16 protein-coding genes are annotated in these 18,409 nt (G+C 65.2%); 14 read left to right on the forward strand and 2 right to left on the reverse strand.

Annotated elements, in window-relative coordinates:
• Positions 1-15 precede the first annotated feature (15 nt).
• From ACT6Q8_RS09890 to ACT6Q8_RS09925, 8 genes are all read left to right on the forward strand, one after another.
• Positions 16-1,485: a hypothetical protein gene (locus tag ACT6Q8_RS09890; protein ID WP_444732348.1), complete on the forward strand. Its 1,470-nt coding sequence runs from the start codon at positions 16-18 to the stop codon at positions 1,483-1,485.
• 1 nt (position 1,486) lies between these two features.
• Positions 1,487-2,257: a hypothetical protein gene (locus ACT6Q8_RS09895; protein ID WP_444732347.1), complete on the forward strand. Its 771-nt coding sequence runs from the start codon at positions 1,487-1,489 to the stop codon at positions 2,255-2,257.
• A 175-nt stretch (positions 2,258-2,432) separates the two neighbouring features.
• Complete coding sequence (locus tag ACT6Q8_RS09900) at positions 2,433-3,089, forward strand: hydrolase (protein ID WP_102115353.1); 657 nt, start codon at positions 2,433-2,435, stop codon at positions 3,087-3,089.
• A gap of 201 nt (positions 3,090-3,290) precedes the next feature.
• Positions 3,291-3,539 (forward strand): DUF1427 family protein, encoded by a 249-nt coding sequence (locus tag ACT6Q8_RS09905; protein WP_054166315.1) that lies wholly within the window; start codon positions 3,291-3,293, stop codon positions 3,537-3,539.
• The gene (locus tag ACT6Q8_RS09910) at positions 3,536-5,488 is read left to right on the forward strand and encodes an amidohydrolase (protein ID WP_054166316.1); all 1,953 of its coding nucleotides are present in this window, start codon (positions 3,536-3,538) and stop codon (positions 5,486-5,488) included. The genes ACT6Q8_RS09905 and ACT6Q8_RS09910 overlap by 4 nt, the downstream gene beginning before the upstream one ends.
• 1 nt (position 5,489) lies before the next feature.
• Positions 5,490-5,909 (forward strand): DoxX family protein, encoded by a 420-nt coding sequence (locus ACT6Q8_RS09915; RefSeq protein ID WP_444732346.1) that lies wholly within the window; start codon positions 5,490-5,492, stop codon positions 5,907-5,909.
• Positions 5,909-7,486 carry an MFS transporter gene (locus ACT6Q8_RS09920; RefSeq protein ID WP_444732345.1) on the forward strand — a complete coding sequence of 526 codons (1,578 nt, stop codon included), beginning with the start codon at positions 5,909-5,911 and terminating at the stop codon, positions 7,484-7,486. The genes ACT6Q8_RS09915 and ACT6Q8_RS09920 overlap by 1 nt, the downstream gene beginning before the upstream one ends.
• A gap of 138 nt (positions 7,487-7,624) precedes the next feature.
• Positions 7,625-9,997, forward strand: a complete 2,373-nt coding sequence (locus ACT6Q8_RS09925) for a heavy metal translocating P-type ATPase (RefSeq protein WP_444732344.1) — start codon at positions 7,625-7,627, stop codon at positions 9,995-9,997.
• Here ACT6Q8_RS09925 and ACT6Q8_RS09930 read toward each other — a convergent pair.
• Positions 9,994-10,905, reverse strand: coding sequence for an aldo/keto reductase (locus ACT6Q8_RS09930; RefSeq protein WP_444732343.1), 912 nt, complete (start codon positions 10,903-10,905; stop codon positions 9,994-9,996). The genes ACT6Q8_RS09925 and ACT6Q8_RS09930 overlap by 4 nt on opposite strands.
• A 105-nt stretch (positions 10,906-11,010) precedes the next feature.
• On the opposite strand from ACT6Q8_RS09930, the gene ACT6Q8_RS09935 reads away from it, so the two are divergent.
• Both ACT6Q8_RS09935 and ACT6Q8_RS09940 read left to right on the forward strand, forming a co-directional pair.
• On the forward strand, positions 11,011-11,928 hold the full coding sequence (locus tag ACT6Q8_RS09935; RefSeq protein ID WP_444732342.1) for an acyl-CoA thioesterase: 918 nt from the start codon (positions 11,011-11,013) through the stop codon (positions 11,926-11,928).
• 12 nt (positions 11,929-11,940) lie between these two features.
• Positions 11,941-12,372, forward strand: a complete 432-nt coding sequence (locus tag ACT6Q8_RS09940) for an acyl-CoA thioesterase (RefSeq protein WP_444732341.1) — start codon at positions 11,941-11,943, stop codon at positions 12,370-12,372.
• Here ACT6Q8_RS09940 and pseG read toward each other — a convergent pair.
• Positions 12,369-13,403: a UDP-2,4-diacetamido-2,4,6-trideoxy-beta-L-altropyranose hydrolase gene (gene pseG / locus ACT6Q8_RS09945; protein ID WP_444732340.1), complete on the reverse strand. Its 1,035-nt coding sequence runs from the start codon at positions 13,401-13,403 to the stop codon at positions 12,369-12,371. The genes ACT6Q8_RS09940 and pseG overlap by 4 nt on opposite strands.
• Positions 13,404-13,609: 206 nt before the next feature.
• Here pseG and ACT6Q8_RS09950 point away from each other — a divergent pair, with 206 nt between their 5' ends.
• The 4 genes from ACT6Q8_RS09950 to ACT6Q8_RS09965 all read left to right on the forward strand — a co-directional run bounded on the left by ACT6Q8_RS09950 (position 13,610) and on the right by ACT6Q8_RS09965 (position 18,386).
• Positions 13,610-14,689: a 3-oxoacyl-ACP synthase III family protein gene (locus ACT6Q8_RS09950; protein ID WP_444732339.1), complete on the forward strand. Its 1,080-nt coding sequence runs from the start codon at positions 13,610-13,612 to the stop codon at positions 14,687-14,689.
• A gap of 149 nt (positions 14,690-14,838) precedes the next feature.
• Positions 14,839-15,984 carry a PepSY-associated TM helix domain-containing protein gene (locus ACT6Q8_RS09955; protein WP_444732338.1) on the forward strand — a complete coding sequence of 382 codons (1,146 nt, stop codon included), beginning with the start codon at positions 14,839-14,841 and terminating at the stop codon, positions 15,982-15,984.
• A complete protein-coding gene (locus ACT6Q8_RS09960; protein WP_444732337.1) occupies positions 15,981-16,157 on the forward strand; it encodes a hypothetical protein in 177 nt (58 codons plus the stop codon). The genes ACT6Q8_RS09955 and ACT6Q8_RS09960 overlap by 4 nt, the downstream gene beginning before the upstream one ends.
• Positions 16,158-16,247: 90 nt before the next feature.
• Positions 16,248-18,386 (forward strand): TonB-dependent receptor, encoded by a 2,139-nt coding sequence (locus tag ACT6Q8_RS09965; RefSeq protein ID WP_444732336.1) that lies wholly within the window; start codon positions 16,248-16,250, stop codon positions 18,384-18,386.
• The last annotated feature ends 23 nt before the right edge of the window (positions 18,387-18,409 follow it).

Raw genomic sequence — 18,409 nt, forward strand, 5'->3', positions numbered from 1 at the left:
AGCGGGGGTGTCTTTATGAAGCGGTCCTTCGTTTCCGTCCTGGCCCTGCTGGCGGCCTTCACCCTGCCGGCGGGGGCCACTTGGTGGTCGCCCGGCGACGGCAAGCCCTTTCCGGCACAGTATGATGATGCCGACGCCGATGGTGTCACCCGCCTGCTGCTGGATGGCGGTCCGATGGAAACGAAGGGCCACCCCTTCTTCGAACCCAAAGGCAAGTACGGTCGTGCCTGCGTCACCTGCCACCAGCCGTCGGACGGGATGAGCCTGTCGGCTGAAACCGCCCGCATCCGGTGGCAGGAGACGGCTGGCATGGACCCGCTTTTCGCGGCCATCGACGGGGCCAACTGCCCCGATCTGGCACAGGGGGAGCGGGCATCGCATTCCCTGCTGCTGGATCATGGCCTGTTCCGTATCGCCCGGCCCTGGCCGCCCGTCGATCATGACGGGCAGAAGATCGAACCCGACTTCACGCTGGAGGTTGTGCGCGACCCGACCGGATGCAATGCCTCCAAGGTCTGGGGCCTGTCATCGCCCAACCCGCAGGTTTCCGTCTTCCGCCGGCCCCGTCCGGTGGCGAACTTCAAATATATCCTGGCCATGGGGTTTGCGATCGATCCCAAGGTCGGCAAACCCCTGCCCATCGATCCCGAAACCGGGCAGATGGTCAGCGGCAATCTGATGGCCGACCGACGCGCCTTGTCGCTGGAAGCGCAGATGCGCGACGCGGCCCATTCGCATCTGGGCTTCGATGCGCTGACCCCGGACGATATCAAACGCATCCGTGATTTCGAGGATCGTATCTTCGTGGCCCGGCAGCGGGACCGCGTCGGTGGCGATCTGGATGCGATGGGCGCCCGTGGCGGCCCGGAAACCCTTGCGAGGTCTGCACCTGGCCGCCTGGGCAGCCAGGGTGCGGCGGTGTGGAGCGAGTTTGCGGCGTGGGAGAAAATCCCCGCCGATGCCGACATCACGCCGGAACAGCGGGCATGGCGGGAATCCGTTGCCCGTGGGGCGCGTGTCTTCCGGGAGAAGATGTTTCTGATCACCGACAGTGCCGGGATCAATTCCCCCGTCGGTTTCGGCAATCCGGTCCGCAATTCCTGCGTCTTCTGCCATAACATGAGCCAGATGGGCATGGATGTGGCTCCTGGCCAGGTCGATCTGGGCACTACCACCATGCCCTTTGCCGACCCGCAGCCGCATCTGCCCCTGTTCCGCCTCACCTGCAAGGGGCCCGCGCATCCGCATTATGGCCGCGTCATCCATACCCATGATCCGGGATACGCCCTGACCACAGGCCGGTGTGAGGATGTGGGCAAGATCACCTTGCAGACCCTGCGCGGCCTGACGGGCAGGGCGCCCTATTTCGCCAGCGGTTCTGCCCCTGACCTGCGGGCCGTGATCGACTATTACGACCGGCGCTACAATATCGGCTACACGGAGCAGGAAAAGCGCGATCTGGTCAATCTGATGGGGGCGCTCTGACATGCGGCGGATCATGACGGCGCTGCTGGCGCTTCTGTCGTTCAATAGTGTTGCGCAGGCGGCAGACGCCGTACGCTTCATTTCTTGTCCCGTCTATCGCGACACCGACGCGGGTCGCAAATCCGGCTGCTGGCTGGCCGAGGAGCGGGAGACGGGCCGGCGTTTCGATATCACCCAGTCGGCGACCAAGCCGGACTGGTCCATGGCGGTACTGGTTGAAGGGCGGATTGCAGACAACCAGGATAATGCCTGCGGTGCCATGGTGCTGGAACCGGTGCGGGTATCGATCCTGCCCGCACAGGCCTGTACGCGGGCGATGATCCCGGCAGAGGGTTTTCCGGGCCGGCGCTTCGTCCTGCCGTCCCGCAATATCCGTCCGCTTTACGCGCCCGAACCGGCTCCGCCGCCGCCCTACACCGCCCAGCTGTTCCCCATTCCCTTCGATTTCGGTCGCGATTTTGTGGTCTATCAGCAAAGCGACTGGATGCTGGTGAGGGCTGCCACCTATGCCAAGGCATCGGGCGGCAATGTCGTTATTACCGGTTACGCGGAGACCGAGCCCGTGCACGTTTCAGGGCAAAGCCTTGCCGAGCCGGCGGGTCTTGGCAAGACGCGGGCGGAGATGGCGCGGCTCTGGCTGGTCAGCCTGGGCGTGCCGACGGACAAGGTGCGTGTTGAGTGGAAACAGAACCCGGTCCCCCTGGCCGATCCGGCTTTTGACGGGTTGACGGAGATATCGCGCCGACGGGTCGATATCCGCGTGACCCCTTAGGTTAAAAGTTCTAAAAGCCGGACTTTCGCGCAAGCACCGGCGGGGTGTTGGTGGTTAGGATTGGCGCTGAACGGGAAACACCCGTCGCCATCCATACCGCCTTTTCCATGAATTCAGGACGGCAGGGTTCTTGAACATAAGACCCGCCCCGTGCCCTGGCAGAAGGAACGCCCCCATGTCCATCGTCGCCACCCCGACCCCCGGTCCGCTGCTGCTGTCGCCCGCTGATCACACCCTGATCATGATCGACTTCCAGTCGCAGATGGCCTTTGCCACCAAGTCCATCGATGCCGTGCAGTTGCGCAATAATGCCGCCTTGGTGGCCCATGCCGCCAAGGGCTTCGGCGTTTCCACCATCCTGACGACCGTGGCGGAGAAGAGCTTCTCCGGCCCCATGTTCAACGAAATCACCGACGCTTTCCCCGGCGAAAAGCTGCTGGACCGCACCTCCATGAACACCTGGGAGGATGCGGGCGTCATTGAGGTGGTGAACAAGATCGGCAAGGACCGTCTTGTCTTCTGCGGCCTGTGGACGTCGGTCTGCATCGTCGGCCCCACCCTGTCGGCCCTGGCCCAGGGCTATGAGGTCTATGTCATCGCCGATGCCTGCGGCGATGTCTCTGACGAGGCGCATGAGCGCGCCATGGAACGCATGATCCAGGCGGGCGTGCGTCCGATGACCTCGCTGCAATACATGCTGGAATTGCAGCGCGACTGGGCACGGGGCGAGACCTATGACCTGACCACGGGTATCGCCAAGAAGTTCGGCGGCGCCTATGGCCTGGGTATCATCTATGCCAAGACCATGTTCGGGGCGTCTGAAGGGCACTGATTTTCCCGAAGACGACTGTTCGTTCCCTCACCCTCCCGTCGGCTGGCGCCAACGGGCCCCTCCCTCTCCCGCAAGCGGGCGAGGGTAGAATTTCACCCCTCGCCCACGAACGTGGGAGAGGGAGGGGCCCAAGCCGGAAGGCTTGGGAGGGTGAGGGTAACCCAGCACTTTCCTTCCTCCACCCACCGGGGAGCCATTCCCATGAAGCCCTATCTCCTGTCGCTGGGGGCCGGCCTGCTGGTCGGTGTCATCTACAGCCTGCTGAATGTGCGCTCCCCGGCGCCGCCGACCATTGCGCTGATCGGGCTTCTGGGCATCCTGTTGGGGGAACAGATCGTGCCGCTGGCCAAGCGTCTTTATGCGGGTGAGGCGGTGACCGCTTATCTGCGCGAGGATTGTGCCAAGCACGTGATGGGCCGCCTGCCCGGCGACCAGGACCGGAACGCATGACCGGGCCGGACCGCCGTACCACACTGGCCGGGGCTGCGTCCCTGCTGATGACACCTTTTCTGGCCGATCCGGGGAAAGCCGCCATGCCGACCAAAGACCTGATCCTTACCAATGCCAAGGTCACAACGCTGGACCGCGCCAATCCGCAGGCCCAGGCGGTTGCCATCCGCGACGGGCGTATCCTGGCCGTGGGCACGGAAGCGGAGGTGCGCGCCGCTGCCGGCCCCGATGCGACCCTGATCAATGCCAAGGGCCGCCGCGTCATCCCCGGCCTGATCGACAGCCATATGCACATCATCCGGGGCGGCCTGAATTACAATATGGAACTGCGCTGGGACGGGGTGCCGACCCTGGCCGACGCCATGGCCATGCTTAAGAAGCAGGCCGAGGTGACGCCGCCGCCGCAATGGGTGCGCATCGTCGGCGGCTTCACCGAACATCAGTTCGTGGAAAAGCGCCTGCCCACCCTGGACGAGATCAACCAGGCCGCCCCCGACACGCCCGTCTTCATTCTGCATCTCTATGACCGCGCCCTGTTGAACCGGGCCGCCCTGCGTGCCGTCGGCTACACGCGCGACACGCCCAACCCGCCGGGCGGTGAGATCCAGCGCGATCAAAATGGGGAGCCGACGGGTCTGCTGCTGGCCAAGCCCAACGCCACCATCCTCTATGCGACGCTGGCCAAGGGGCCAAAGTTGCCGCCGGAGTACCAGCTGAATTCCACCCGCCATTTCATGCGGGAGATGAACCGGCTGGGCGTCACCGGGGTTATCGATGCCGGCGGCGGGTTCCAGAATTATCCCGACGATTACGCCATCATCGAAAAGCTGCATGGCGATGGGGAACTGACCCTGCGCATCTCCTACAATCTGTTCACGCAGAAGCCCAAGCAGGAGCTGGCGGATTTTTCCGGCTGGGCCAAGCAGGTAACGCCGGGGCAGGGGGACGATACCTACCGCCATAATGGCGCTGGCGAGATGCTGGTCTATTCCGCCGCTGATTTTGAGGATTTCCGGGTGGAGCGGCCCGAGATGCCGCCCAACATGGAAACAGACCTGGAGCCTGTGGTCCGCCTGCTGGTGGAGAACCGCTGGCCCTGGCGGTTGCACGCCACCTATAACGAGACCATCACCCGCGCGCTGGACGTGTTCGAGAAGGTGAACCGCGACGTGCCCTTTGATGGGCTGCACTGGTTCTTTGATCATGCGGAAACTATCGATCAGCGCAATATCGACCGTATCGCGGCGCTGGGCGGCGGTATCGCGGTTCAGCACCGCATGGCCTATCAGGGCGAGTATTTCGTCGAACGCTATGGCGTCAAGGCAGCCGAGGCGACGCCGCCCATCGCGAAGATGATGGCGGCGGGCATCCCCGTCGGGGCCGGCACCGATGCCACGCGGGTGGCCAGCTATAACCCCTGGGTGTCGTTATCCTGGCTGGTCAGCGGCAAGACAGTGGGCGGGACCAGCCTGTATCCGCCCGCCAACCGTCTGGACCGCGAGACGGCCCTGCGCCTGTGGACTGAGGCCAATACCTGGTTTTCCAACGAGCAGGGCAAGAAAGGGCAGATCAAGGCCGGTCAACTGGCTGATTTGATTGTCCTGTCGGACGATTATTTCAGCGTGGCGGAAAGCGATATCCCGCACATCACCTCCGTTCTGACCCTGCTGGGGGGTAAGGTCGTGCATGGCGCGGGCGATTACCGCGATCTGGCCCCCGATCTGCCCAAGCCCATGCCCGACTGGTCGCCCGTCCGTACCTTTGGCGGCTATTGGCAGCCGGCGCGGGACAAGGATGGCAAGCTCTTGAAGATGGCGTCGCTCTGCGGCTGCGCGTCGTCCTGCGCCGTCCACGGTCATGACCATGCTGCCGCTTACGCTAGCCCTGCACCGGCAGCGGACGAGGCGGGGTTTTGGGGTGCGTTCGGTTGCGGCTGTTGGGCGGTCTGAGATGCCCAACACCCCGCCGCCCATTGCTGCCCTGCTGGAAAGCCCCGCGCTCAACATTGCGGGCCGCATCCTGCTGACCCTGCCTTTCTGGAGCAGCGGCATTGCCAAGCTACTGGACATTGATGGTGCCTTGGCAGAGGCGGCGCATTTCGGGCTGGAACCTGCCTGGGTGACGGTCATCGCCACGCTGGCCGTGCAATTGGGTGGGGCGGCGGCACTCATCACGGGGCGGTTTGCCTGGTTGGGGGCAGGGGCGCTGGGTGTGTTCACGGCGCTGGCCACTCTGATCGTGCATCCATTCTGGACCGTGGCCGACCCGGTGGCCCGTTTTCATGAGCGCAACACCTTTCTGGAACATGTCGGGCTGGTTGGCGGGTTGATCCTGGCCGCCATCCTGACCCATCGCAAAGGCCGGAACTGATGGCGGATACCAACAGCCCGACGCAAAGCCCCTTGCGGCTGCCCCTGTTCCGAGCGCTGTGGATTGCCACCATCGTGTCGAATGTCGGTACCTGGATGCATGATGCCGGGGCCGGCTGGCTGATGACCAGCCTGTCCGACGCCCCCATAATGGTGGCCCTGGTCCAGGCGGCCACCACCCTGCCCATGTTCCTGTTCGCCCTGCCCGGTGGGGCGCTGGCCGATATTGTCGACCGTCGCCGGCTTCTGATCCTGGCGCAGCTCTGGGCGCTGATCTGCGCCGGGCTGCTGGCCCTGGCTACCTTTCAGGGGCTGACGGGGCCGGGCCTGCTGCTGGGCCTGACCTTCGCGCTGGCCACCGGGGCGGCCCTGTCAGCCCCAGCCTTTCAGGCCATCGTGCCGGAACTGGTGCCGAAGTCGGCCCTGCCGGAAGCGATCTCGCTGAACAGTCTGGGCATCAATATCTCTCGCGCCATTGGCCCGGCGCTTGGCGGCTTCATCATTGCGGCGGCGGGGCCGGCGGCAGTGTTCGCGCTGAACGCCCTTTCGGTGCTGGGTGTCTGGATCGTGCTGATCGCCTGGAAGCGCGATGCGAAGCCTGCCACCCTGCCGGCGGAGCATTTCACCGGTGCTTTGCGGGCCGGCGCCCGCTATGTCCGCCATTCCCCGGCCCTGCGCACGGTTCTGATCCGGTCGGTCGGGTTCTTCGTGTTTGCCAGCGCTCTCTGGGCATTTGTGCCCATCATCGCACGCCGTGAACTGGGCCTGGGGGCCGCCGAATATGGCGCGCTGCTGGGTAGCATGGGGGCGGGTGCCATTGTCGGGGCCGTGTTGCTGCCGCATGTGCGTAAGGTGCTGTCGGCCAACGGCCTGACCGTGGCGGCCACCCTGCTTTTCGCTGCCGTCAGTACGGCCCTGGCCTTCGCCCATAGTTTCGCGCAGGCGGCATCCTGCATGGCCCTGGCCGGCATGGCCTGGATCACCATGCTGTCCAGCTTCAATGTCGCCGCACAGACGGCGGCCCCCAGCTGGGTGAAGGCCCGCGCGCTCGCCATCAATCTTCTGGTTTTCCAGGGATCGATGGCGGCGGGCAGTGCCGGTTGGGGCTTTGCCGCTGGGCACCTTGGCATTCCCGACACCCTGCTGATCGCCGCATCCGGCATGGTGCTGGCCCTGGGTCTGGCGCTGCGCTGGCAGATCAAGGGTGATATGGCCGGCAATATCGCGCCCTCCTCGCACTGGCCCTCGCCCATCGTGGCGGTGGACAGCCCGACCGACCGGGGCCCGGTGATGATCACGGTGGAATATCTGATCGACCCGGCCCTCAAGGCCGACTTCATCCGCGCGATGCGCACCCTGCGCCGCATCCGTCACCGCGATGGCGCCATCAGTTGGGCGCTGTATGAGGATGCCGCCGAGCCGGGCCGCATGGTCGAAAGCTTCGTCCTGGAAAGCTGGCTGGAACATCTGCGCCAGCATGAACGCGTCACCCATGCCGACCGGGAGGATCAGGAGGCGGTGCGTGGCTTCCATCTCGGCACCGAACCACCTCTGGTCCGGCATCTCATTGCGCCATAAAAAAGCCCCTTGACCTTCCTATTGTGGGAAGGTTCAGAACCCAGAGACATTGCCGGAAGGGCATGGATTGCGGCTGGTCAATGACCAGCACTTTCCACCATGCTTGTCTGATCCGGCCTGCTCTGGTTCGGGGGTATCATGTCTGCAATTCTTTCCCTGCCTGTGAAGGGCATGAACTGTGTTTCCTGCGTTGGCCGGGTGGAGAAGGCGGTCGGCAAACTGTCCGGCGTGGCCGGTGTCAGCATCAATCTGGCCAGCGGGCGCGTGATGGTGACCCCATCTGCTGATGCGGACGTAAAAATGCCGGCGGCTGTGGTGGCTGCTATCAGTGCCGCCGGCTATACCCCGCTGGTCGAACCGCTGCGCCTGAAGCTGACAGGACTGCGCTGTGCCGGCTGTGTCGGGCGGGTGGAAAAGGCGCTGCGGGCCGTACCCGGCGTTATCGATGTGAAAATCTCCCAGGCGACGGGTACCGCTCTGATCGATGCCGCGGACGTGGCCGAGGCTGACCTGATCGCGGCGGTGACGGCGGCGGGCTATGGGGCGGCACCAGTGGTGGCGGAGGATGCCACGGCCCCGTCCGGCAGGGCGTCCGGTGGGGCGCGGGAGCCAGTGATAGGGGAGGGCGCGCGGGCAGCGCTGGCCCTGTTGCTGGCGGCACCACTGCTGCTGCCCATGCTGGGTGGGCCGGTGCTGCCGGTCTGGGCGCAGTTGCTGTTGGGGTCGTTGGTGCAGTTCGGGCTGGGCTGGCCCTTCTATGCCGGGGCGTGGAACACTGTGCGCCACGGTGCTGCCAATATGGATGTGCTGGTGGTGCTGGGCACGCTGGCGGGGTGGGGCCTGTCAGGCTGGATGGCCCTGACCGCCCATGAAGGGCATGCGCCGCACCTTTATTATGAGGCGTCGGCCACCATTGTGGCCATGCTGCTGCTGGGCCGCTGGCTGGAGGCGCGGGCCAAGCGCAAGACCGGTGCCGCCATTGAGGCGCTGATGGAACTGCGTCCGCAGGTGGCACGGGTGCGCCGCGATGGGGTGGAGGTGACGCTGCCCATTGCCGAACTGCGGCGCGGCGATGTGGCGCTGGTGCGGGCTGGCGAGCAGGTGCCCGTGGACGGCAGCATCCTGGAGGGCGCCACCCATCTGGATGAAAGCATGATTACGGGTGAGAGCCTGCCGGTTGCCAAGGGTGTGGGGGCTGCGGTGACGGGCGGGTCGATGAACTTGGACGGGTTCATCGCAGTGACGGCGGGCGCCCTGGGTGCCGACAGCACCCTGTTCCGCATCATCCGCATGGTGGAGGAGGCGGGGGCGGCCAAGGCCCCGATCCAGCGGATTGTGGACAAGGTCAGTGCTGTGTTCGTCCCGGTCATCCTGATCCTGGCACTGCTGACCCTGACAGGCTGGCTGTTGGCCGGGGCCGGGGTGGAGGCGGCGATGATCAATGCTGTGTCCGTGCTGGTCATCGCCTGTCCCTGTGCCCTGGGTCTTGCGACGCCGACGGCCTTGATGGTGGGGACGGGGGCTGCCGCCCGGGCAGGTATCCTGATCCGCGATGCAGAGGCGCTGGAACGGGCGCGGGATATCGGTGTCGTGGCGTTCGACAAGACCGGTACCCTGACCGAAGGCCGGCCCGCCATCGCGGTGGTGCAGCCGGTGACGGGCATGGACAAGGACACGGTCCTACGTCTTGCCGCTGCCCTCCAGGCCGCCAGCCTCCATCCCCTGGCCCAGGCCGTGCGTGACGCCATGCCGGATGTTACGGCGGCGGGGGCCATCCGTGCCCTACCGGGTCTGGGCGTGGAGGGTACGCTAGACGGGCGTGTCCTGCTGCTGGGCAATGGTCGTCTGATGGCAGAGCGTGGGGTGGATGTTGCGTCGCTGGACACCGTGGCGCGGGGACTGACGGCGCGAGGGCATAGCCTGTCATGGCTGGCCGCCGACGGACGGGTTTTGGGCCTGATCGCCTTTGGTGACAAGGTCAAGCAGACAGCACCGGCGGCCATTGCCCGGCTGAAGGCGCTGGGCGTGCGGACCATCATGCTGACCGGCGATAATGCCGGGGCGGCGGCCGCGGCGGCGGCGGCCTTGGGTGTGGATGAGGTTCTGGCGGAATTGCTGCCGCAGGATAAGGGGCAGGCGCTGGCCCGGCTGAAGGCGGGAGGCCGTGTGGTGGCCATGGTCGGTGACGGCATCAATGACGCCCCCGCCCTGGCCGCCGCCGATATCGGCATCGCCATGGGCACCGGCACCGATATCGCCATGCGGGCGGCGGGCATCACCCTGATGCGGGGCGACCCAGCCCTGGTGGCCGACGCCATCGCCGTGTCCCGCCGTACCGTCACGAAGATCCGCCAGAACCTGTTCTGGGCCTTCATCTATAATCTGGTGGGCGTGCCGCTGGCCATGGCGGGCCTGTTGAACCCCATGCTGGCGGGGGCCGCCATGGCGGCATCTAGCGTCTGTGTGGTGGGCAACGCTTTGCTGCTGCGCGGTTGGCGGGCGGGCCGTTAGGGCAAAGGTTTGCCCATGGCGGCCACCAATACCGCGTACCATTCGGCCCCCGTCATCTCCACCTTGAAGGCGTCGGTGGCCTCCCGGATGCGGTCCGGGGTCTGGCTGCCGATCAGGGGGATGGGGCGGGACGGATGGGCCATGCCCCAGGCATAGGCGACGGCGGCGCGCGTCGCCTCCTGGCGGGTGGCAATCGCGTCCAGGGCCGCTGCCACCGTTTGCGTGCGGGCATCATCGGCAGCACCCAGCAAACGTCCGCCGCCCAGGGGCGACCAGGACAGGACCGCCAGATTGCGTTCCAGCGCCTGATCCAGCACCCCGTCGAACAGCGGATCGGTATGCAGGGGGGAGAATTCCGGCTGAATGGAGATCAGGGGGAAGGGCATGTGGGCGGCCAGGGCCGCGAATTGCGTCGGGGTATAGTTCGACACGCCTGCCGCCCTGATCTTGCCCTGCTGGCGCAGTGTGTCCAATGCTGCGGCCAGTTCGGCGGGATGGGCCAGAAGGTCGGGGCGATGGATCTGATACAGGTCGATGGTTTCCACCCCCAGCCGACGCAGCGACGCCTCGCAGGTCTCGATCAGGCGGGACCCGCGCGACCAATAGGGGATGGGAGGCAGGATGCCGCCCTTGCTGGCCAGCACAATCCGGTCGCGCAGGCCCGGATTGGCGGCCAGCACCCGCCCGAACAAAGCCTCTGCCGCGCCGAACCCGTGTTCATGGCCGAAGCCATAGATGTCGGCAGTATCGAACAGGGTAATCCCGGCCTCCAGGGCGGCCATGGACCGTGCCGTGGCGGCGGCGACATTGTCATCATGGTACCGCCACATACCCCAGCCCAGCGCGGAAATGGCGGGCACCCCATCGATCAGGGGGCGGGGCGAGGCGTCGATGGTCAGGCGGTCCATGATGGTCCCAGGCTGCAATGTGGATGGGCAGACTTTCTACAAGCAAATCACCCATGCCGCCACCGGACTTGCCAGCCAAGCCCCGTGACCGGGATAGTAATACGTATGTTTGAACATGGGGTAACCGCGATGGAAGCGGCAGAGACGGGTCCCGGCCCGGAAGAGATGGTGGAGCGGCTGGTCCGCCTGCTGACAGTCAGCGAACAAGGTCCGGACCTTTATCAGGGGTCACGCCAGATCGGCGGCAAGGGCCGCGTGTTCGGCGGCCAGGTGGTGGCGCAGGCGCTGGCGGCGGCCATCCGTACCGTGGAGGGCGGGCGCATTGCCCATTCTCTGCATGCCTATTTCATGCGCGGGGGGGATGAGAATTTCCCCATCGACCTGCGTGTTCACCGCGATTTCGATGGACGAAGCTTTGCCACCCGCCGGGTGGAGGCGATCCAGGGCGGCGAGCCGATCCTGACCCTGACCGCCTCCTTCCACCGGCCCGAAGAAGGGCTTGCCCATACCGATTACCGCATGCCCGCTGTTCCCCGGCCCGAGGATCTGCCGCCCGAGGCGGAGATCGTGAAAAGCTTCATCGACAAGCTGCCGGCCCCGGCCCAGGCCTTTCTGCGCCGCCGCCGGGCCGTGGAACTGCGCCATGTGAATCGTGTGGACCCGACGGATGGGCAGCCGCACGACCCGGTGCAGCATGTCTGGTTCCGCGTGGTGGCCCCGCTGTCTGATGATGCCGATTTGCATCGGGTGGCGCTGGCCTATGTTTCTGACATGGTGCTGCTGGGCTCCTCGCTGCTGCCGCACGGGCTGAACTGGCTGGCGGGGACCGCCAAGGGCGCCAGCCTGGACCATGCCGTCTGGCTTCATGAACGCGAATTCCGGGCCGATGACTGGCTGCTTTACACCACACACAGCCCCTGGTCGGGCGGCGGGCGCGGCCTGAACCAGGGGCGTATTTATGACCGGACGGGCCGCCTGATCGCCAGCACGGCGCAGGAAGGCGTGATCCGCAAGATGAGTTGAGAAGGAGAACCCATGTCCCGTCCGACCGCCCCGACCCGCGCCGATTTCCGGCATTTCCGCCGGCTGGACACGCGCTGGATGGACAATGACGTCTATGGTCACGTCAACAACGTCACCTACTATTCCTATTTCGATACAGCGGTGAACGCCTATCTGATCGAAAAGGGCGTCCTGGACATCCATGGCGGCGGCACCATCGGGCTGGTTGTGGAGACGGGGTGCCGGTACTTCGCGTCGGTGGCCTTCCCCGACATTCTGGAGGCCGGCGTCAAGGTTGCCCATTTGGGCAACAGCTCCGTACGCTATGAGGTCGGTATCTTCCGGGAGGGGGCAGACAGTGCCGCCGCCGCCGGGCATTTCATCCATGTCTATGTCGACCGCGACAGTCGCCGGCCCGTCACTTTGCCCGCCGATCTGCGGGGTGTGCTGGAAGGGTTGGTTTAAGCGGAAAGCCTCACCCGCAGCGCCGCCGCCACCCGTTGCGCCCCGCGCCCGTCGATGCCGCCGGCACTGATGCGGTGGGACAGGGTTGTGCGGGCGGGAAGGTCCGCCCAGAGCGAGAGGGCGCTGGCCGCAACCGCGTCTGCTGCCGCCGTCCGGTCGCCCCGCGCATCGATCACCGATGCCCAGCCTTTGGCCCGCGCATCGGCGGCGGCGGGGGCCTGGTTATCAGCGATGACGACAAGCAGAGATGGCACGGCCAGGGCCGCCAGTTCAGCGACGGTGCCACCGCCCGCCGTCACCGCCAGCCCTGCGCCAGCCATCAGCGCCCCCATCCGCCGGCTGTCCACATGCAGCCGTACCTGTCCCGCAAACCGGGCGCAGGCCGCGCGGATACAGTCCAGTGACGGGTTGCTGCCCCCAGCCACCACGTCGAGATGGATGCCGGCGGGCAGGGCTGGGGCAAGACGCTTTACTACCGGCACCGTCAGGCCCGCCGGGTCGGAGCCGCCGAAGGTTAGCAGGATGCTGTCGCGGTCGGCCAGGGGCAGCCGTGGCCCCGACGCCGCCCGCGCAATCTCCCGACGCAGCAGCAGGTACGCATCCCCGAACAGCAGCCCCGCACCGGGCGCCAGCCGGTCATAGGGCAGGGTGTCGGCGATCGGGGAGGGGTTCCAGACCAGATCGGCATGCAGGGGACGGTCTGCCAGATCATCCAGCGCCAGCACGGCGCGGAACCCAGGTCGCACGGCGGCGCGCCAATCGGCATCCAGCCAGTAGCTGTCAACGACCAGGGCGTCGGCCTTCAACCGACTGGAAAGCGCCTGTATCGCCGCCGGATCGTCACCGGTAACGGCATAGTGGTCCCATCCATCATCAGTCAGGCGATCAGCCAACGATGGCGTAATCTCCGCCGTGACGAAGGCCACATGGTCGCCCTGGTCCCGCAGCGCCTCCGCCAAGGCAAGGCAGCGCATGATATGACCGGTGCCCTTTGCCGGGCTGGCATCGGCGCGGATCAGGATCAGGGCCATCGGTGCAAGAACCCCCGTGCAACAGAATGCAACACAAAAACAGACCCTGTTTCACCGGGGATAAATAACAGAAATCGTTGGGATATTTGTATCATGGCGGGTGTGCGGGGCGCAAGAGTGGCCCCAACGGCCATGCGCCCGCTTGGATCACCCTATCGGTTTGTGGTCTATTGGATGGACGACATGAAGGTCAGGACAGTGAAGCCATGAAGGCCACCATCGAAGGGGTACGGATCGCCGGTGTGCGGGCCGTGGTGCCGCGTCAGCGCCATTCCTTTGTCGAGGAACCGGGCATCTTCACGCCGGAGGAGGCGCGCAAGCTGCATGCCGGTATCGGTGTTTATGAACGCCGCATTCTGCCCCGGCCCTATTGCGCGTCCGACATGTGCCGGGCCGCGGCGGAGGGGCTGCTGGAACAGTTGGGCTGGGAACCATCATCTGTCGATGTCCTGATTTTCGTCAGCCAGGATGTGGATTATGTGCTGCCGGTCACGGCGGCGGTGCTGCAACGTCATCTGGGTCTGCCGACATCTGCCGCGTGCTTTGATGTCACCCTGGGCTGTTCGGGCTTCGTCTATGGCGTCTGGATGGCGGCACGGCTGCTGGCGGGTACGGCCAAGCGCGCGCTGGTCCTGTGCGGGGATAATTCCACCCGCTGGCTGCATCCCGAAGACAAGGCGACCCTGCCGCTGTTTGGGGATGCAGGCTCGGCCACAGCGCTGGAGATTGATCTGGGTGCGTCCCCCATCCATGTCAGCCTGGGCACCGATGGCGGCGGGGCCAAGCATATTTTCGTGAAGGCAGGGGGCAAGCGCGACTGCCTGATCCCCACCGACCCGCCCCGGTCGGAGGCGGAGATGACGCGGCTTTACCGGGATGCCCGTCTGCATCTGAACGGGGCAGAGGTCTTTACCTTCACCCTGCGCGCGGTGCCGGGCCTGCTGAAAGAGGCGATGGCCGATGCGGGCGTGACGGTAGGCGATCTGGATTATGTCGTCCCGCACCAGGCCAACAAGATGATGCTGGATCATATCCGCAAGAAGATCGGCGCCGATCCCGCCAAATACATCATCGACATGGAAAAGTACGGAAATACCAGCAGCGCGTCGGTGCCGCTGGCCCTTTGTTCGCGCCTGGGCACAGAACTGGAGGGGGGAGCCAAGAAACTGCTCCTGGCCGGGTTCGGCGTCGGCTGGTCCTGGGGTACGATCCTGACCGATATCGGGCCGATCCCGTCACCCACCGTGGTGGATCTGCCGGAAGATTACCCGGTGATGGAAGTGTGACGGGGCCGGGACCCCGTCAGCATCTGGCCCAAAATCAGCATTAAATGGCCCGAACGCGCGGACCCAATTTGCGCCGGGCGCTTGAACGGCCTGCTTACGATGCCTATAAATGCGAATTAATCGCAATATCATGCTTGGCGGTCTCATCAATGTCCTCCCGGACGATCCGTGCCTGGTTCTGGGTCCATAAATGGTCCAGCCTGATCTGTACGGCATTCCTGCTGATGCTGTGCCTTACCGGCCTGCCCCTGATCTTCCATGACGAGATCGAGGCGATGGCGGGGGAGAAACAGGCCCTGACCGTCACGGATGCGCCGAACCGGTCGCTGGACGAGATTATGGCAATCGCCCTGGCCGACCGGCCAGGCCATGCCGGTCTGTTCATGAGCTTTGATGAGGATCGGCCCGTCGTGAATGTCACAACGGCGCCCCGCCCGGATTCGCCGGAAGGGGAGATGACCCTGCGGTCATACGATCTGCGCACCGGCGAACTGGTCGGCGTAATCACCGATGACGGGGTGATGCATTTCCTGTTGCAGCTTCACACCGACATGTTCCTGGGCCTGCCCGGCATGCTGTTCCTGGGCTTCATGGGTGTGCTGTTCTTCGTGGCCACTGTATCGGGTGTAGTGCTGTATGCGCCCTTCATGCGCAAGCTGGCCTTCGGAACCGTGCGGGCCAGCCGGTCCAGGCGCGTCCGATGGCTGGATTATCATAATCTTCTGGGCATCGTGACCCTGGCCTGGGTCAGCGTGGTCGGCCTGACGGGCGTGATCAATACGCTGGCCACCCCCATCGTCCAGGTGTGGCAGCGGGGTGAGCTGGCCGAACTGACGGGTGCCTACCGGGGGCTGGAGCCGATCCCGCATGATCGGCTGGCCTCCCTGCATGACGCGGTGGCGACGGCGCGGCGGGCGGCGCCCGGCAACTGGGTGCAGTTCGTGGCTTTTCCCGGTGGCGCGTTCAGCACCCAGCATCATTATGCCGTGTTCCTGCAAGGGGACACGCCCCTGACGCAGAAGCTGCTTACGCCTGCCCTGGTTGATGCCCGGACGGGCGAATTGACGGCGATGCGTCCGCTGCCCTGGTACGTGCAGACGCTGCTGATGTCGCAGCCGCTTCATTTCGGGGATTATGGTGGACTGCCGCTGAAGCTGCTGTGGGCCGTGCTGGACCTTTTCAGCATCATCATCCTGGGATCGGGCCTGTATCTGTGGCTGGCCAAACGCGGCATGGCGTCCGAAGCGCGCCTGCGGGAGATCGAGGCGTCGGTCGCGCAGGGAGCCGCGGAATGAAACGGCAATCGCTGTGGGCCGTGTTCGCGGCCCCAATCGCCATCGCGCTGTTCAGCACCATCGGGCTTGTCGCGGCCTTGACGGGCGATGACTGGCGCGACGCCTTGTCCTGGGCGGCGCTGGGCGTGCCAGTCCTGGCCGTGGCCTGGGCCATGAAGGCACGGCGTTCCTGAATTTTTCACCTTAAGAACGCGACTGACTGTCGCTTGCACTTTCAATCTTGTCCTTAAAGGGCGGCTGGGACGGCCGCATGGGGGTTTCGGATGCGTTTTCGTGCTTTGATCCTGGCAAGTGCTGCGGCGCTGGCACCGTTGCCAGCCCTGGCCCAGACGGCGGACAGCCTGTCGGAGATTGTGGTGACGGCCCAGCGGGGCAACCAGACACAGGTGATCCGGGGCGGGTCCGTCGGCGTGCTGGGCGACAAGGCGGCGGAGGATGTGCCGTTCACCATCAAATCCTATGGTTCCGCCCTGATCTTGAACCAGCAGCCGCAGACCCTGGGGCAGGTGCTGGAGAACGATCCCTCGATCCGCACCGGCTATGCGTTTGGCAATGCGGCAGAATTGTTCATCCTGCGCGGCTTTCCGCTTTATGGCGACGACATCGCGCTGGACGGTCTGTACGGCCTGACGCCGCGCCAGTTGATCGCGCCGGAACTGTATGAGCAGGTGCAGGTGCTGAACGGCGCCAGCGCCTTCCTGAACGGGGCTGCGCCCGGCGGGTCAGGCATCGGCGGTAGCGTCAACCTCACGCCCAAGCGGGCCGGGGCCAAGCCGCTGACCCGTGCCACCCTGAACTATACGGGGGATGAGCATGTCGGCGGCAGCTTTGACATTTCCCGCCGTACGGGGCCGGACGACAGCGTCGGCATTCGCGTGAACGGCGCCGCCCGCCGGGGCGAGGTGGCGGTGGATGGTGAGTTCCGCAGCGCCTATGTCTTGGGCGCCGGCATCGACTGGACAGGTGAGCGGGCGCGTCTGGGCCTGGATCTGGCCTATCAGCGCATGCATGTGCGGCAGTTGCGGCCCAAGGTGACGGTGTCCACGGCCATTCCCAAGGTGCCGGAGGCCGATGCCAATTACGGCCAGCCCTGGACCTACTCCACGCTGCGCGACCTGTATGGCATGGTGAAGGGCGAATATGACCTGACCGACGATGTCACCGCCTATGCCGCGTTCGGCGCGCGCGACGGGGCGGAGCGGGGGCTCTATGGCGGCATCACCGTCACCGATGTCGTGACCGGGGCGGCCACGGGTGACGGCATGTTTGTGCCACGCACCGACAATAACGAGGCAGGGCAGGCCGGCATTCGGGCCAAGTTCAAGACGGGCACGATCAGCCATGAGATGAATGCCGGCGCCTCCATGATCTGGCAGGTCAATCGCAACGCCTATGATTTCCTGCGGGGCTATGCCACCAACCTGTACAACACGCCGACCGCTACGCAGCCGGAGAGCTGGTTTGCCGGCGGTGAACTGGATGACCCATTCCCGCTGAGCCGGACGCAGTTGGGCAGCCTGTTCATCTCCGACACGATTGGCGCCTTCGATGACCGCGCCCTTCTGACCGTGGGCCTGCGCCATCAGGCAATCCAGGTTAAGTCCTATTCTTATGCCGACGGGTCGCGCACCGGTAAGTATGACGAGAGTGCCAATACGCCCGTCATCGGTCTGGTGATCAAGCCTACCGACGGCGTCTCTCTCTACATCAACCGTATCCAGGGGCTGGCCCAGGGATCGAGTGCGCCCATCGATCCCAAGCTGGTCAATTCTGGCGAGGTGTTCGCGCCCTACAAGTCCACGCAGTATGAGATGGGGGGCAAGCTGGCCGTTGGCGGTGTCGGCCTGTCGCTGGCCCTCTATCAGACGAAGCAGCCCAGCGCCTTTACCCGGCCCGTGGACCCGGCCAACCCGGCAGGACAGCAGATCTATGTCCTGGATGGCGAGCAGCGCAACCGGGGTGTGGAGTTCAGTATGGATGGGGAACCGGTGGAAGGCCTGCGCCTGATCGGCGGCCTATCAGTCGGCAAGGCGGAACTGCGCCGTACCGGTGGTGGTGTGAATGAGGGCAACTGGGCGCCCGGTGTGCCGTCCTACACCCTGAACGGTAATGTCGAATGGGACCTGCCTTTCCTGCCGGCGGCAACCCTGACGGGCCGTGTTGTGCGGACGGGGGAGCAGAAGGTGAATGCCGCCAACACCCTGGAAATCGGGTCCTGGACCCGGTTTGATATTGGCGCGCGCTATGTGTTCGAGATGAATGACAGGCCGGTCAGCCTGCGCTTCAACATCGATAATGTCGCCAACAAGCGCTACTGGGCGTCGGCCTATGACAGTTTCAGCAGCACCCTTCTGCAGGGCGCGCCGCGCACCGTGAAACTTTCCACGACGGTCGATTTCTAAGGATGATCGGGACCGGGATGGGG

Source organism: Niveispirillum sp., from assembly GCF_052437035.1.
Lineage (GTDB): Bacteria > Pseudomonadota > Alphaproteobacteria > Azospirillales > Azospirillaceae > Niveispirillum.

Coding starts and splice junctions, on each gene's coding strand:
- ACT6Q8_RS09925 (WP_444732344.1), top strand. CDS start 7,625: ATGTCTGCAATTCTTTCCCTGCCTGTGAAGGGCATGAACTGTGTTTCC.
- ACT6Q8_RS09930 (WP_444732343.1), bottom strand. CDS start 10,905: ATGGACCGCCTGACCATCGACGCCTCGCCCCGCCCCCTGATCGATGGG.
- ACT6Q8_RS09920 (WP_444732345.1), top strand. CDS start 5,909: ATGGCGGATACCAACAGCCCGACGCAAAGCCCCTTGCGGCTGCCCCTG.
- ACT6Q8_RS09935 (WP_444732342.1), top strand. CDS start 11,011: ATGTTTGAACATGGGGTAACCGCGATGGAAGCGGCAGAGACGGGTCCC.
- ACT6Q8_RS09895 (WP_444732347.1), top strand. CDS start 1,487: ATGCGGCGGATCATGACGGCGCTGCTGGCGCTTCTGTCGTTCAATAGT.
- ACT6Q8_RS09940 (WP_444732341.1), top strand. CDS start 11,941: ATGTCCCGTCCGACCGCCCCGACCCGCGCCGATTTCCGGCATTTCCGC.
- ACT6Q8_RS09910 (WP_054166316.1), top strand. CDS start 3,536: ATGACCGGGCCGGACCGCCGTACCACACTGGCCGGGGCTGCGTCCCTG.
- ACT6Q8_RS09890 (WP_444732348.1), top strand. CDS start 16: ATGAAGCGGTCCTTCGTTTCCGTCCTGGCCCTGCTGGCGGCCTTCACC.
- ACT6Q8_RS09900 (WP_102115353.1), top strand. CDS start 2,433: ATGTCCATCGTCGCCACCCCGACCCCCGGTCCGCTGCTGCTGTCGCCC.
- ACT6Q8_RS09915 (WP_444732346.1), top strand. CDS start 5,490: ATGCCCAACACCCCGCCGCCCATTGCTGCCCTGCTGGAAAGCCCCGCG.
- ACT6Q8_RS09965 (WP_444732336.1), top strand. CDS start 16,248: ATGCGTTTTCGTGCTTTGATCCTGGCAAGTGCTGCGGCGCTGGCACCG.
- ACT6Q8_RS09955 (WP_444732338.1), top strand. CDS start 14,839: ATGTCCTCCCGGACGATCCGTGCCTGGTTCTGGGTCCATAAATGGTCC.
- ACT6Q8_RS09960 (WP_444732337.1), top strand. CDS start 15,981: ATGAAACGGCAATCGCTGTGGGCCGTGTTCGCGGCCCCAATCGCCATC.
- ACT6Q8_RS09950 (WP_444732339.1), top strand. CDS start 13,610: ATGAAGGCCACCATCGAAGGGGTACGGATCGCCGGTGTGCGGGCCGTG.
- ACT6Q8_RS09905 (WP_054166315.1), top strand. CDS start 3,291: ATGAAGCCCTATCTCCTGTCGCTGGGGGCCGGCCTGCTGGTCGGTGTC.
- pseG (WP_444732340.1), bottom strand. CDS start 13,403: ATGGCCCTGATCCTGATCCGCGCCGATGCCAGCCCGGCAAAGGGCACC.